Annotated in this window: 16 protein-coding genes; 12 read left to right on the top strand and 4 right to left on the bottom strand. The window is 31.8% G+C overall.

All coding sequences use genetic code 11. From position 1 onward, the window contains the following. Positions 1-77: 77 nt before the first annotated feature. Positions 78-851: an OXA-61 family class D beta-lactamase OXA-193 gene (locus tag FBF02_RS01430; RefSeq protein ID WP_002783228.1), complete on the bottom strand. Its 774-nt coding sequence runs from the start codon at positions 849-851 to the stop codon at positions 78-80. Positions 852-1,070: 219 nt separating this feature from the next. Between FBF02_RS01430 and panB the strand changes: the two genes are divergently transcribed. From panB to panD, 3 genes are read left to right on the top strand one after another with little or no spacing between them, the layout of a single operon-like run. Then, a complete protein-coding gene (panB, locus tag FBF02_RS01425; protein WP_002783229.1) occupies positions 1,071-1,895 on the top strand; it encodes a 3-methyl-2-oxobutanoate hydroxymethyltransferase in 825 nt (274 codons plus the stop codon). A gap of 10 nt (positions 1,896-1,905) precedes the next feature. Next, the gene (gene panC, locus FBF02_RS01420) at positions 1,906-2,754 is read left to right on the top strand and encodes a pantoate--beta-alanine ligase (protein ID WP_002778123.1); all 849 of its coding nucleotides are present in this window, start codon (positions 1,906-1,908) and stop codon (positions 2,752-2,754) included. Then, entirely contained in the window at positions 2,751-3,131 is a 381-nt protein-coding gene (gene panD / locus FBF02_RS01415; protein ID WP_002857482.1) for an aspartate 1-decarboxylase, read from the top strand. Before panC ends, panD begins: the two co-directional genes overlap by 4 nt. Before the next feature lie 109 nt (positions 3,132-3,240). Here panD and FBF02_RS01410 read toward each other — a convergent pair whose 3' ends face one another. The 3 genes from FBF02_RS01410 to surE are packed head-to-tail and all read right to left on the bottom strand — an operon-like array spanning position 3,241 to position 5,108. Next, positions 3,241-3,699 (bottom strand): GNAT family N-acetyltransferase, encoded by a 459-nt coding sequence (locus FBF02_RS01410; RefSeq protein WP_002858683.1) that lies wholly within the window; start codon positions 3,697-3,699, stop codon positions 3,241-3,243. Next, on the bottom strand, positions 3,683-4,342 hold the full coding sequence (locus FBF02_RS01405; protein ID WP_002860322.1) for a tRNA cyclic N6-threonylcarbamoyladenosine(37) synthase TcdA: 660 nt from the start codon (positions 4,340-4,342) through the stop codon (positions 3,683-3,685). The genes FBF02_RS01410 and FBF02_RS01405 overlap by 17 nt, the downstream gene beginning before the upstream one ends. Then, positions 4,332-5,108 (bottom strand): 5'/3'-nucleotidase SurE, encoded by a 777-nt coding sequence (gene surE / locus FBF02_RS01400; RefSeq protein WP_002854555.1) that lies wholly within the window; start codon positions 5,106-5,108, stop codon positions 4,332-4,334. The genes FBF02_RS01405 and surE overlap by 11 nt, the downstream gene beginning before the upstream one ends. Before the next feature lie 254 nt (positions 5,109-5,362). Here surE and FBF02_RS09030 point away from each other — a divergent pair, with 254 nt between their 5' ends. The 9 genes from FBF02_RS09030 to FBF02_RS01365 all read left to right on the top strand — a co-directional run bounded on the left by FBF02_RS09030 (position 5,363) and on the right by FBF02_RS01365 (position 13,266). Next, positions 5,363-5,584 carry a glycerol-3-phosphate transporter gene (locus FBF02_RS09030; protein WP_002857419.1) on the top strand — a complete coding sequence of 74 codons (222 nt, stop codon included), beginning with the start codon at positions 5,363-5,365 and terminating at the stop codon, positions 5,582-5,584. Continuing rightward, the gene (locus FBF02_RS09025) at positions 5,575-5,955 is read left to right on the top strand and encodes an MFS transporter (protein WP_002858672.1); all 381 of its coding nucleotides are present in this window, start codon (positions 5,575-5,577) and stop codon (positions 5,953-5,955) included. The genes FBF02_RS09030 and FBF02_RS09025 overlap by 10 nt, the downstream gene beginning before the upstream one ends. Continuing rightward, positions 5,936-6,532: an MFS transporter gene (locus tag FBF02_RS09020; RefSeq protein WP_002858690.1), complete on the top strand. Its 597-nt coding sequence runs from the start codon at positions 5,936-5,938 to the stop codon at positions 6,530-6,532. Before FBF02_RS09025 ends, FBF02_RS09020 begins: the two co-directional genes overlap by 20 nt. A gap of 263 nt (positions 6,533-6,795) precedes the next feature. Then, positions 6,796-7,548, top strand: a complete 753-nt coding sequence (gene peb3, locus FBF02_RS01390; RefSeq protein ID WP_002857286.1) for an AcfC family glycoprotein adhesin PEB3 — start codon at positions 6,796-6,798, stop codon at positions 7,546-7,548. Between the two features lie 96 nt (positions 7,549-7,644). Then, complete coding sequence (lpxB, locus tag FBF02_RS01385; protein ID WP_002858730.1) at positions 7,645-8,739, top strand: lipid-A-disaccharide synthase; 1,095 nt, start codon at positions 7,645-7,647, stop codon at positions 8,737-8,739. Between the two features lie 11 nt (positions 8,740-8,750). Continuing rightward, positions 8,751-9,236, top strand: coding sequence for a transcription elongation factor GreA (gene greA, locus FBF02_RS01380; protein ID WP_002858660.1), 486 nt, complete (start codon positions 8,751-8,753; stop codon positions 9,234-9,236). A 9-nt stretch (positions 9,237-9,245) separates the two neighbouring features. Continuing rightward, complete coding sequence (locus FBF02_RS01375) at positions 9,246-10,004, top strand: UDP-2,3-diacylglucosamine diphosphatase (protein WP_323808422.1); 759 nt, start codon at positions 9,246-9,248, stop codon at positions 10,002-10,004. Continuing rightward, complete coding sequence (locus tag FBF02_RS01370) at positions 9,997-10,953, top strand: chemotaxis protein (RefSeq protein WP_002851778.1); 957 nt, start codon at positions 9,997-9,999, stop codon at positions 10,951-10,953. Before FBF02_RS01375 ends, FBF02_RS01370 begins: the two co-directional genes overlap by 8 nt. Before the next feature lie 3 nt (positions 10,954-10,956). Then, a complete protein-coding gene (locus tag FBF02_RS01365) occupies positions 10,957-13,266 on the top strand; it encodes a chemotaxis protein CheW (RefSeq protein ID WP_002926253.1) in 2,310 nt (769 codons plus the stop codon). Positions 13,267-13,269: the final 3 nt, after the last annotated feature.

The raw sequence follows: 13,269 nt of genomic DNA, 5'->3' as shown, positions 1-13,269 counted from the left end.
AATTTAATTTTTTAATGAGTACTTTAAGTGTACGCAAATCATACAATTAAGTATTTTTGCATTTTACGAAATACTCACTAGCCATCATTTTTAACTTTTTTTACAAGTTCATCTAAATATTTTTCTAAAATTTTTTCTCTTTTATATAAATCTTCAAATTTATCAATATCTAAATTTAGCGCGAAAGCCTTATATTTATTTTCATCTTTTAAATACACAAAACCTACAATCCAAGCAATTTTTTGCTCATCATTAAAACCTGTTTTTCCAAAAAGCTCTAAATTTTCCATATTTTTTAAATAAATCATTTCCTTAACACTATTCATTGCTTCTTGAGAAAAAGGTAAGCTATTTTGTGAAAGTCTAAAAAGCAAAATTGCTTGTTCTTTAGCGCTTATTTTTAGTGAGTTGTCAAGCCAAAAAGTATCGATCTTGGAAATTTTAGCATTACCATAATGAAGCTTGTTTAAATATTCTTGCATAGTTTTGATACCAATTCTTCTTGCCACTTCTTTAAAAGCAAGAACATTAGAATATTTTATAGCTGAACTTAAATTCATATCTTGCGCCCAAGAAGATAAAAATACTTTTTCACCTCTATAGTGATAAAAAATTTCTTTTTTAGTTTTTATCACACCACTATCAAGTGCAATTAGAGCATTAAAAATTTTAAAAGTGGAAGCGGGAGAGAAAGTCTCCATAGCCCTTGAAAAGTCGTTACTCGCCCAAGTTTTTCCATCATAAAAAACAAAAGTGCCGCTTGTATTATACTCTTTAAACCAATTATTTAATATCTTATCTTGCCCAAACACTAAATTTAAGAAAAGTAAAAATAAAGTTATTTTTTTCATAAAATATCTTTCTATTTAAATAATTTTAAACAAAATACTTTTTAAAGCTTTATTTTCTTTAAATATCCTTTAACATGAACTGAAATTTTCTAAAATTGTAACCATTAAAGCAATCCATCGATTAAATATAACTTACTTTATCATTCATTTACTATTTATGAAAAATTATATGCTAGTTTTTTGCTTATTATTTTATAGCTAAAAATTGAGGTATGCAAAATGAGAAAAAGTATGATTAGTTTTTTGGAAAAAAAGGCCAAAAATGAAAAAATAACCATGGTAAGTGCGTATGATTATCATAGTGCAAGAATTTTAGACAATAGCGATATAGATATTATATTGGTTGGAGATTCATTAGCCATGACGGTACTTGGTATGCAAGATACTTTAAGTGTTACTATGGATGAAATGTTGATTTTTACCAAAGCTGTTTCTCGCGGAGCTAAAAAGTCTTTCGTACTTGCTGATATGCCTTTTATGTCTTATCAAAGTTCAGATCGTGACGCTATCTTAAATGCCTCAAGATTTATCAAAGAAAGCCACGCAAATGGGGTAAAAGTGGAAGGGGGTATAGAAATCGCAAGTAAGATTAAATTGATTTCCCAATCAGGAATACCCGTCGTTGCTCACCTAGGACTAACCCCACAAGCTGTAAATATGCTAGGTGGCTATAGGGTTCAAGGTAAAGATTTACAATCAGCCCAAAAAATTATAGATGATGCAAAAGCTGTGCAAGATGCGGGTGCTTGTATGTTGGTTTTAGAATGTGTGCCTGTAAAACTAGCACAAAAAATAAGCTCTATTTTAGAAATTCCAACAATCGGCATAGGTTCAGGCAAATACTGCGATGGACAAGTTTTAGTTTATCACGATCTTTTGGGTTTAAATAAAGATTTTAAAGCAAAATTTGTAAAGCATTTTGATAAAATTGATCCTCAAGTAGGAGTTGAAAAATATAGAGATGAAGTTAAAAGCGGTATTTTTCCTTCCCAAGAGCACAGCTTTGATTATTTAGATGATGAATTATTAGATAAATTATACTAAGGATACAAATATGCAAGTCATTACTTCTGTCAAAGAAGCAAAACAAATTGTAAAAGATTGGAAATCACATCAACTTAGTATAGGCTATGTTCCAACCATGGGTTTTTTACACGATGGACATTTAAGTTTAGTCAAACATGCCAAAACACAAGATAAGGTTATAGTAAGTATCTTTGTAAATCCTATGCAATTTGGGCCTAATGAAGATTTTTCTAGTTATCCAAGAGATTTAGAACGCGACATTAAAATGTGTCAAGATAATGGCGTTGATATGGTTTTTATCCCCGATGCAACTCAAATGTATCTTAAGAATTTTAGCACCTATGTAGATATGAATACGATCACTGATAAACTTTGCGGGGCTAAAAGACCGGGGCATTTTAGAGGCGTTTGCACGGTTTTAACTAAATTTTTTAATATCCTAAACCCTGATATAGTCTATATGGGGCAAAAAGACGCGCAGCAATGCGTAGTCGTTAGGCATATGGTTGATGATTTAAATTTTGATTTAAAAATTCAAATTTGTCCTATCATTAGAGAAGAAGATGGCTTAGCTAAAAGCTCTAGAAATGTATATCTTAGCAAAGAAGAAAGAAAAGCGTCACTAGCTATATCTCAAAGCATTTTTTTGGCTGAAAAATTAGTCCGAGAGGGAGAAAAAAATACTTCTAAGATCATCCAAGCTATGAAAGATATTTTAGAAAAAGAAAAACTAATCAAAATCGATTATATAGAATTAGTCGATTTTAACACCATGGAAAATATCGAAAATATCACTGATAATGTTTTAGGAGCGGTGGCTGCTTTTGTTGGAAAAACAAGACTCATTGATAATTTTTTAGTACAAGGATTAAAATGAATATCACTTTACTCAAATCAAAAATACATCGCGCAAGCGTAACAGAAGCTAGGCTTGATTATATAGGAAGTATAAGTATAGATGAAAAATTATTGCAAGCGAGTGGAATTTTAGAATACGAAAAAGTCCAAGTAGTCAATGTCAATAATGGCGCTAGATTTGAAACCTATACCATAGCCACGCAAGAAGAAGGAGTTGTATGCTTAAATGGTGCTGCGGCTCGTCTTGCAGAAGTGGGAGATAAGGTGATCATCATGTCTTATGCTGATTTTAATGAAGAAGAAGCAAAAACATTTAAACCAAAAGTTGTTTTTGTGGATGAAAATAACACTGCTACAAAAATAACAAATTATGAAAAACACGGAGCTATTTTCTAACATCTAGCTATTTTTGTAATTTTTTCTATCTTAGATAAATTCATTTATCTAAGATAGAAAAAAATGATTTTTATATCTTTTAATCCATTATTTTTGCTTATCTTAACTTCTAGTTTTTATAAATCACATCTTTTTTCATTAAAATTTTTTTTAAATTTTGTCCCTCTTTGATAACCTTGTTTTCCCTTATAAGTTCAAAACCATTTTTTAAGAAAAAATCTTTAGCACTTAAGGATGCGAAAGTGTAAATTTCATTATGCAAATAAGTTTTTAAAATAAAATCAAGTAAATTTTGTGCTAAACCTTGTCTAACAAAATCAGGATGAGTAAAAAGCAAATCAAGCAATTTCTGCTCTTGTTTAACACTTATAAAACTTGCGATTTTTCCTCTTTTTTCATAGACAAAGATCTCATCATATTTAAATTTTTCTTCCCATTGTTGTCTATCAATTTTAATCCAAGCACAAATTTGATCTTTTGTATAATCCTTAGCACAAAGTGTTTTTACGCTTTGCTCAAAAAGCGACAAACAAGCATTTAAATCTTTAATATCAGCTTTTCTTAGCAAGAACTTTTCTTAATGCCAAGCTGGCTAGGGCTAAACCAAAAGATGCAGTCACACCCATAAAAGATCCAAGATCTTTACAATGCGCTTCCTCATCTGAAAATACCACATCAAAATTTCCCTTAAAGCCTGATTTTCTAAGCTCATAACGAAATTTTTTCGCTAAAGCATCGCCGTGAGTTTTAAAAATACTTGTAGTTTTAATGCGTGTTGGATCAAGCTTTCTAGCTCCACCTGTTGAGGAGATAAAAATTTGTTTTTTAAAATCTATAAGATGAGCCAAAGCTACTTTTGCAGGAATATCATCAATGGCATCTATGATAAGATCAAACTCGCTTAAATCAAAATTTTTTAAAAAATTTTCATCGATTTTACTGACTATACCTTTAACCTTATAAATTCTTTCAAATACTTTAGCCTTTTCTTCGCCTATATTTTCGCTATGAATTTGGCGATTTTGATTAGTGATTTCAAATTTATCCGCATCGATTAAAGTAAGGTTTTTAAAACCACTACGATAAAGCGCATCAACGCAAATTCCACCCACTCCACCAAGTCCGCAAACCAAAACTTTTGTTTGTGAAATTTTTTGAAATTTTTCTTCTCCAACTAGCCATTTTATACGTGTAAATCTATCATTCATCATTTGCCTTTAACCATTTTTTAACTTTTTTCATTCTTTCATAAGCTGTAAGATCCAGCATTATAGGTGTTATTGTAGCGTAGCCTTTTTTAAGTAAGGCAATATCGCTATTTTTCTCATCTTCAAAGTCTAAATTCGCCGCTGCAAGCCAATAGTACTCTACTCCTCTCGGATTGACATTTGAATGGGCTTCAAAATTATAAACCCTTTTGCCTGCTTTACAAATTTTAATGCCTTTGATTTTTGATTTTGCAGGAAAATTGATATTTAAAAATTCTTTTTTTTCCAAAGGAAAACCTTTATCAAAAATATTTTGAATGATTTTTTTGGTAATTTGTAAAGCATTTTTATAGTCTAGTTCTTTTTCGCTTTTTTTATAAAATTGAGAAAGAGCGATAGCAGGAATTCCTTGTAAAACCGCCTCCATAGCTCCTGCGCAAGTTCCTGAGTAGGTAATATCCTCGCCTACATTAGCACCTTTATTAATCCCACTTATTACAAGATCAGGCAAACGCTTTTTGTATAAAGCATGCAAAGCAAGATAAACACAATCTGCTGGAGTGCCATCATCAAGTTTGTAAAATCTTTTTCCCACTTTAACAAAACGCAAAGGTTTGGTTAGGGTTATAGAGTGCGAACAAGCTGATTTTTCACTAGCAGGAGCTACTATGGTGATCTTGGCTTTAAATTCTTTTGTTAACATCTTAATGAGTTTTTTAAGTCCTTCGCTTTCATAACCATCGTCATTAGTGATAAGAATTTCTTTCATTGTCTTCCTTGCAAAAGATAAAAATCTGGATTTTAACATATTTTTTTAAAGCTTCATAGTATAAAATTTTAATTTTTAAATTATATAAATTTCGTATTATTTTTAATTATTTTTTTATTTTATATCGATTAACATTATTTAAACTATAAAAATATAAAGTTAGTAAGGATGGTTTAAATATGTTTGATTTTTTCAAACCTAAGGCAAAAGCTATTAAATTTCCTCTTTAGGAAATTTTACCTAGATATTACAAAATGAGAACTTGGAGTTTAAGTGGGGTTTTTATAGGATATATGGGATATTATCTTGTGCGAAATAATATCACTCTTTCAACTCCATTTATACAAAATCAACTTAATCTCAGTAAATCAGACATCGGAACAATCACAGGCTCAATGCTTATAGCTTACGGGATTAGCAAGGGTGCAATGAGCGTTATAAGCGACAAAGCTGATCCTAAAAAATCATGGCTTTAGGTCTTATTTTATGTGCTCTTGTAAATGTTTTACTTGGTTTTTCAAATTCTTTTTACGCTTATGTAGGTTTTGTTATCGCGCTTGGGGTTTTTCAAGGTATGGGGGTAGGTCCTTCTTTTATCACTCTTGCAAACTGGTATCCTAAAAAAGAGCGGGGAATTTACACGGCCGTTTGGAATATCTCACATAATATAGGAGGCGGGATAGTTGCTCCTATAGTTTCGCTTTCAGGTTTTGCTTTGGCAGCATTATTGGGTGTGAGTATGGCAAATTTTAACGAAACATATTGGCACATGAATCATTTTTATACTCCTGCTGCTTGTGCAGTTATCATTAGTCTTTATGCGCTTTATGCAGTTAAAGGAAACTAAAAATGAAGGTTTGGTTGATATTACTGAAATCAATGAAATGCGAGGGATTAAAACAGAAGAAATCAAAGCTATAGAAACTCCAAATTTAAGCAGTTTTGAAATTTTTTATCATTATGTACTTAAAAACAAAAATGCTTGGTATGTGGCTTGGATGGATACTTTTGTTTATATGGTGCGTTTTGGGCTTATTTCTTGGCTTCCTATTTACTTGCTAGAAACAAAAGGCTTTAATAAAGAACAAATAGGTATTGCCTTTTGGCTTTTTGAATGGGCTGCTATACCTTCTACTTTACTTGCAGGATATATTTCAGATAAAATTTTTAAAGGCTATAGAATGCCTCCTGCTATAGGCGCCATGGTGATTATTTTCTTTATGATTATTGGATATTTTACTTCAAATAATCTTTATATGGTTATTTTCTTTGCAGCTATGGCGGGGTGTTTAGTCTATATACCACAATTTTTAGCAAGTATGCAAACTATGGAAGTCGTTCCTGCTTTTGCAGTAGGATCTTGTGTAGGACTTCATGGCTTTATGAGTTATGTAGTCGGCGCTTCACTTGGAACAAAAGCATAGGTTGGGCTGTGGATTACTATGGTAGTTGGAATGCTGGTCTTATCATGCTCCTTAGTGCTTGTATTCTTTGTATACTTTGTTCTACTTTATGTCATTTTAGCGCTAAAAAGAAGCATCAATAACAATTTTAACTTTTGCTTGCAAAAATACCAAGCAAAAGTTAGATTTTAATAATATTTTTGTTACATTATAACTATTTATTAACATACAATTTCTAAAATCTTACCTTCAATCAATAAAAATTTATCATAAAAGGAAATACTATGAAAAAAATTATTACTTTATTTGGTGCATGTGCCTTAGCTTTTAGTATGGCAAATGCAGATGTAAACCTTTACGGACCAGGTGGCCCACACACGGCCTTAAAAGATATAGCAAACAAATATAGCGAAAAAACAGGCGTTAAAGTAAATGTAAATTTTGGCCCTCAAGCGACTTGGTTTGAAAAGGCTAAAAAAGATGCAGATATTTTATTTGGCGCTTCAGATCAATCGGCTTTAGCTATAGCGAGTGATTTTGGAAAAGATTTTAATGTGAGTAAAATCAAGCCTTTATATTTTAGAGAAGCCATCATACTTACTCAAAAAGGCAATCCTTTAAAAATCAAAGGTTTAAAAGATTTGGCTAATAAAAAAGTAAGAATCGTTGTGCCTGAAGGTGCTGGAAAGAGCAATACTTCTGGAACTGGAGTTTGGGAAGATATGATAGGTAGAACTCAAGATATAAAAACCATACAAAATTTTAGAAACAATATCGTGGCCTTTGTTCCAAATAGTGGAAGTGCAAGAAAGCTTTTCGCACAAGATCAAGCCGATGCTTGGATCACTTGGATTGACTGGTCAAAAAGCAATCCTGACATAGGAACTGCCGTAGCTATAGAAAAAGATTTGGTTGTTTATAGAACTTTTAATGTGATAGCTAAAGAAGGTGCGAGCAAAGAAACACAAGATTTTATTGCTTATTTAAGTTCTAAGGAAGCTAAAGAAATTTTTAAAAAATACGGCTGGAGAGAATAAACCTTCATACACGCTTTTTAGCGTGTATTCTTGCATAACTTCTTTTAATTAAGCCAAAATAAGATAAAATGTTTAAAATATTGATAAGGAAATTTTTTGAAAACCTTTTTAGTTTGTGCTTTAGAGCCTTCAGCAAATTTGCATTTAAAAGAAGTTTTAAAAGCTTATAAAAAAGATTTTGGTGAATTTGAACTTCATGGGATTTATGATGAGAGTTTATGCAAAGAATTTGATTTAAATTCTAAACCACTTTATAGCTCACATGAATTTAGTGCTATGGGTTTTATAGAAGTTTTACCTTTGATTTTCAAAGCAAAAAAAGCTATAAAAGAACTTGCAAATTTAAGCTTTACTCAAAAAATAAATGGGATTTTATGTATAGATTCACCCGCTTTTAACATACCTTTTGCTAAAGCTTTAAAAAAAGCAGGCAGTAAAATTCCACGCATTTATTATATCTTGCCTCAAGTTTGGGCGTGGAAAAAAGGTCGCATACCTATCATAGAAAGTCATTTTGATATTTTAGCTTCTATTTTGCCCTTTGATAATCAATTTTTTAACAAAAGCACCTATATAGGTCATCCGCTTTTAGATGAGATAAAAGAATTTAAAAATCAAGAAGACATTAATCATACATTTTCAAAAAAAGATGATGAAAAAACTATAGCCTTTTTACCAGGTTCAAGGCGTAGTGAAATTAGGCGTTTAATGCCTATTTTTAAAGAACTTTCTCAAAAATTTAAGGGTAAAAAAATTCTTTGCGTTCCCTCATTTAATCTTGAAAAATTAGAAGTTTATGGTGATATTAGCGAATTTAAGATAGAAAGTAACACTCCAAAAGTGCTTAAAAAAGCTGATTTTGCCTTTATTTGTAGTGGAACAGCTACTTTAGAAGCAGCTTTAGTGGGAACTCCTTTTGTTCTTGCTTATAAGGCAAAGGCTATCGATATTTTTATCGCAAAACTTTTTGTAAAATTAAAACATATAGGACTTGCAAATATTTTTTGTGATTTCGCTGGAAAAGAAGCTTTAAATCCTGAATTTTTACAAGATAAAGTCAATGTTTTAAATTTATATGAAGCTTACAATAAATATGATTATAAGGCATTTTTTGCTAAAGTTGATTTTTTAAAAGAATATTTACAATTTGGAAGTGCTAAAAATTTAGCAAAAATCCTAAACGAAATATAAAAGGATAAATCATGCAAAAAGAACCAATGAGTCAATTTGGCTATGATAAGTTAGCCGCAGAATTAAAAGATTTAAAAGACAATCAACGCCCTGCCGTTGTAATAGAAATCGATACAGCAAGAAGTCATGGGGATTTGAAAGAAAATGCTGAATACCATGCTGCAAGAGAAAAGCAAGCTTTGATAGAAAGTCGTATTGCAGAGCTTAGTGACTTGCTAGCAAGAGCTCAAGTGATCGATCCTTCAAGCTATGAGCACGATAGTGTGAAATTTGGTTCAAGTGTTGTGATCATGGATTTGGATACAGAAAAAGAAAGCAAATATACTCTAGTAGGAATTTGCGAAGGAAATTTAGATAAGGGTTATATTTCCATCGCATCTCCAATAGCAAAAGCTATGCTTGGAAAAAAAGAAGGAGATGATTTTAAAGTGCGTTTGCCAAAAGGTGAAAGTGAATTTGAAATCCTTTCTATAAATTATGAGCCTTTGAAATTTTAAGGATAAAAAATTTTACTACAAAATGGAGCGATTTTAATCGCAGATGCTCATGAAAATGAACAAAGAAAGGGATTTTGGGAATTTTTACAAGCCTTAAAAAAAGGTAAAATTTCCACCCCTCAACTCATACTTATGGGTGATATTTTCGATTTGCTTATAGGCGAAATCTCTGCTACACATGAATTTGCTAAACCTTACATAGAACTTTTAGAAGAATTGGCCTTAAAAATTGAAATTATCTACTTAGAAGGCAATCATGATTTTAATCTTTCTTGTTTTTTTAAAAGGGTAAAAATTTTTAACTTACAAGAGCAGCCCATAAAGCTTAATTTGCATACAAGTAAAGGTAATAATCTTGTTTTAAATAATGCTTTTATAAAATTAGCTCACGGAGATATTTTTTTACCACCTCTTTTACAATTTACTCTGAAAACATTAAGAAATCATTATTTGCTTGTATTTTTGAATTTTTTAAATATTATTACTCGTAATTTTATTTCAAATAAAATTCTTCAAAATCAAAACAAAAAAAACCTTTTTTATCAAATAAAAGATTTTGAAAATTTAGCGAAAAAAAGATATGAAAAATATGAAAATTTAGGATTTTGGGTATGTGAAGGACACTATCATCAAAATCATCAAATCAACAAAGAAAACATTAAATATCTTAACTTAGCTAGTTTTGCATATGAGAGAAGTTTTTTTGTAGTAGAATATCAGCAAGAAATCAAATTTCGAGAACAGAAATTGAGGGGTCAAAATGTTTGATGAAAATATCGTGAAAACGGGTTCAAATGAAATGGAGCTTGTCGATTTCCGTATCTTTAAGCAAGGGCACGATAAAGTCTATGAAGGAATTTATGGTGTAAATGTTTCTAAGGTAAGGGAGATTATAAAAATCCCAAGCCTTACAGAACTTCCAGGTGTACCTGATTACATCGAAGGTATCTTTGATCTTCGTGGAGTGGTTATACCTGTAGTCAATCTTGCCAAATGGATGCAAATCACTGAGCCAGAAAGCACTATGCTAAAACCTAGAGTTATTATTACTGAATTTAGCAATATTCTTATTGGTTTTATAGTTCACGAAGCAAAAAGAATTCGTAGAATAAACTGGAAAGATATAGAACCAGCAACTTTTTCTACAGGATCAGGTGCTTTAGATAAAGGTAAAATTACAGGTGTAACACGCATTGAAAATGATGAAGTGTTGCTAATTTTAGATCTTGAAAGTGTTGTTGAAGATTTAGGAATTTACGCTCCAAAAACAGATATAGATTTTGGAAAAATAGAAAAATTTACTGGAACAGCACTTATACTTGATGACAGCATGACTGCTAGAAAACGCGTCAAAGAAATGATGCAACAGATGGGCTTTCAAGTTGTTGAAGCTAAGGACGGCGTAGAGGGCATAAACAAATTAGAAGAATTAAGCCAAATTTATGGTGAAAGTTTAAACGATACTTTAAAAATTATAGTAAGCGATGTCGAAATGCCACAAATGGATGGTTTCCACTTTGCTGCACGCATTAAAGAAGATCCAAGATTTAAAGATATTCCTATAGTCTTTAACTCATCTTTATCAAATGAATTTATGAATGAGAAAGGTGTTCAAGAAGCTGGTGGAGAAGGCTATCTTGTCAAATTTAACGCTAGCGATTTCTTCAATGAAATTGCAAAGGTTATTAAAAAACATCAATCTCAAGAACAGGGGTAAAATATGGAAGATATGCAAGAAATACTTGAAGACTTTTTGGTTGAAGCTTTTGAGCTTGTTGAGCAAATCGACCATGATTTAGTAGAGCTTGAATCAAATCCAGAAGATTTAGAATTATTAAATAGAATTTTCCGTGTTGCACATACGGTTAAAGGATCATCAAGTTTCTTAAATTTTGATGTTTTAACAAAGTTAACTCACCACATGGAAGATGTTTTAAACAAAGCAAGACATGGCGAGTTAAAAATAACTCCAGATATCATGGATGTGGTTTTAGAGTCTATTGATAGAATGAAAACTTTACTTAATTCCATTCGTGATAATGGCAACGATACTGCTATTGGTATGGATATAGAACCAATTTGCGCAAGATTAACAGCTATTTCAGAGGGAGAGTCTCCTGTTGTGGCAACAGATTCAAATGAAAAATCTACTCCACAAGCAGAACCAGAAGCACCAAAACAAGAAATAGCTGCTCCAGAACCTGAAGTAGATGTTAATCAATTAAGTGATTCTGAAGTTGAAGCTGAAATAGAAAGACTTTTGAAAGTTAGAAAAGCTGAAGATCAAGCTCGTCGCGCACAAAAGAAACAAACAACAAATGCGGCACCTAAACCGACTAACAATACAGCAAATAAACCTGCGGAAAGTGGAGAGAAAAAAGTTCCTGCTTCAGGTAGTAATGCTAGCAGTATGGATCAAACCATACGCGTGGAGGTAAAAAGATTAGATCACTTAATGAATCTAATTGGGGAGCTTGTTTTAGGTAAAAACCGTTTGCTTAAAATTTACGATGATGTTGAAGAGCGTTATGAGGGAGAAAAATTCCTTGAAGAACTTAATCAGGTTGTAAGTCAATTAAGTATTATTACAACTGATGTTCAGCTTGCTGTAATGAAAACAAGAATGCAACCTATAGCAAAAGTTTTCAATAAATTCCCAAGAGTTGTTCGTGATTTGAGTCGTGAATTAGGAAAGCAAATAGAACTTGAAATTACAGGTGAAGAAACTGAACTTGATAAATCTATCGTAGAGGAAATTGGCGATCCTATCATGCATATGATTAGAAATTCATGTGATCATGGTGTTGAGGATCCAGCAACTCGTGCAGCGAATGGAAAACCTGAAAAAGGTATAGTCCAACTTAAAGCTTATAATGAGGGCAATCACATCGTTGTAGAAATTACAGATGACGGTAAAGGACTTGATCCAAATGGCTTAAAAGCAAAAGCTATAGAGAAAAATTTGATTACCGAAAGAGAAGCAGATCAAATGACAGACAAAGAAGCTTTTGCTTTGATTTTCAAGCCTGGTTTTTCAACTGCGGCTAAAGTAACAAATGTTTCAGGTCGTGGCGTAGGAATGGATGTTGTTAAAACCAACATCGAAAAACTTAATGGGGTAATTGAAATTGATAGTGAGTTAGGTAAAGGAAGTTCATTTAAACTTAAAATTCCTCTTACCTTGGCAATCATTCAATCTTTACTTGTAGGAACTCAAGAGGAATTCTATGCAATTCCACTTGCAAGCGTTCTTGAAACAGTTAGAGTGCCAATTGATGATATCTATACTATCGAAGGTAAAAATGTATTACGCTTAAGAGATGAAGTGCTTTCTCTTGTGAGACTTTCAGATGTATTTGGAGTTAAACAAGTCCTTGAAAGCGGTGATCAAACTTATGTCGTTGTTATAGGGGTAGCAGAAAGCAAGCTTGGTATTATAGTAGATACTCTTGTAGGACAAGAAGAAATAGTTATTAAATCCATGGGTGATTATTTACAAAATATCCAAGGTATAGCAGGAGCTACAATCCGTGGTGATGGTAGGGTGACATTAATCATTGATGTAGGCGCTATGATGGATATGGCCAAAGAAATTAAAGTTGATATTAAAGCGCAATTAGAATCAAGTGCGAAAAAACCTAAAGAACAACCAAGTGATTATAAAGTCTTAATTGTAGATGATTCTAAAATGGATAGAACTTTAATGCAAAAAGCTTTAGAACCGCTAGGAGTTAGTTTAATCGAAGCAACAAATGGTGTTGAAGCATTGAATATTATAAAATCTGGCGAACATGATATTGATGCAATGCTTATAGATATCGAAATGCCAAGAATGGATGGATACACCTTAGCTGGTGAAATTAGAAAGTATTCTAAATATCGCAACTTACCATTGATAGCAGTTACTTCAAGAACAAGTAAAACTGACCGTTTAAGAGGTGTTGAAGTGGGTATGACTGAATATATCACTAAACCTTATTCTCCAGAATACTTGGAAAATGTGGTTAGAAAAAATTTGAAACTAGGATAAGAA

This window comes from Campylobacter sp. CFSAN093226, from assembly GCF_012897595.1.
GTDB lineage: Bacteria > Campylobacterota > Campylobacteria > Campylobacterales > Campylobacteraceae > Campylobacter_D > Campylobacter_D jejuni.
The sequence above is the reverse complement of the archived record's forward strand: the minus strand, read 5'-3'. Positions and strand labels throughout refer to the sequence as shown.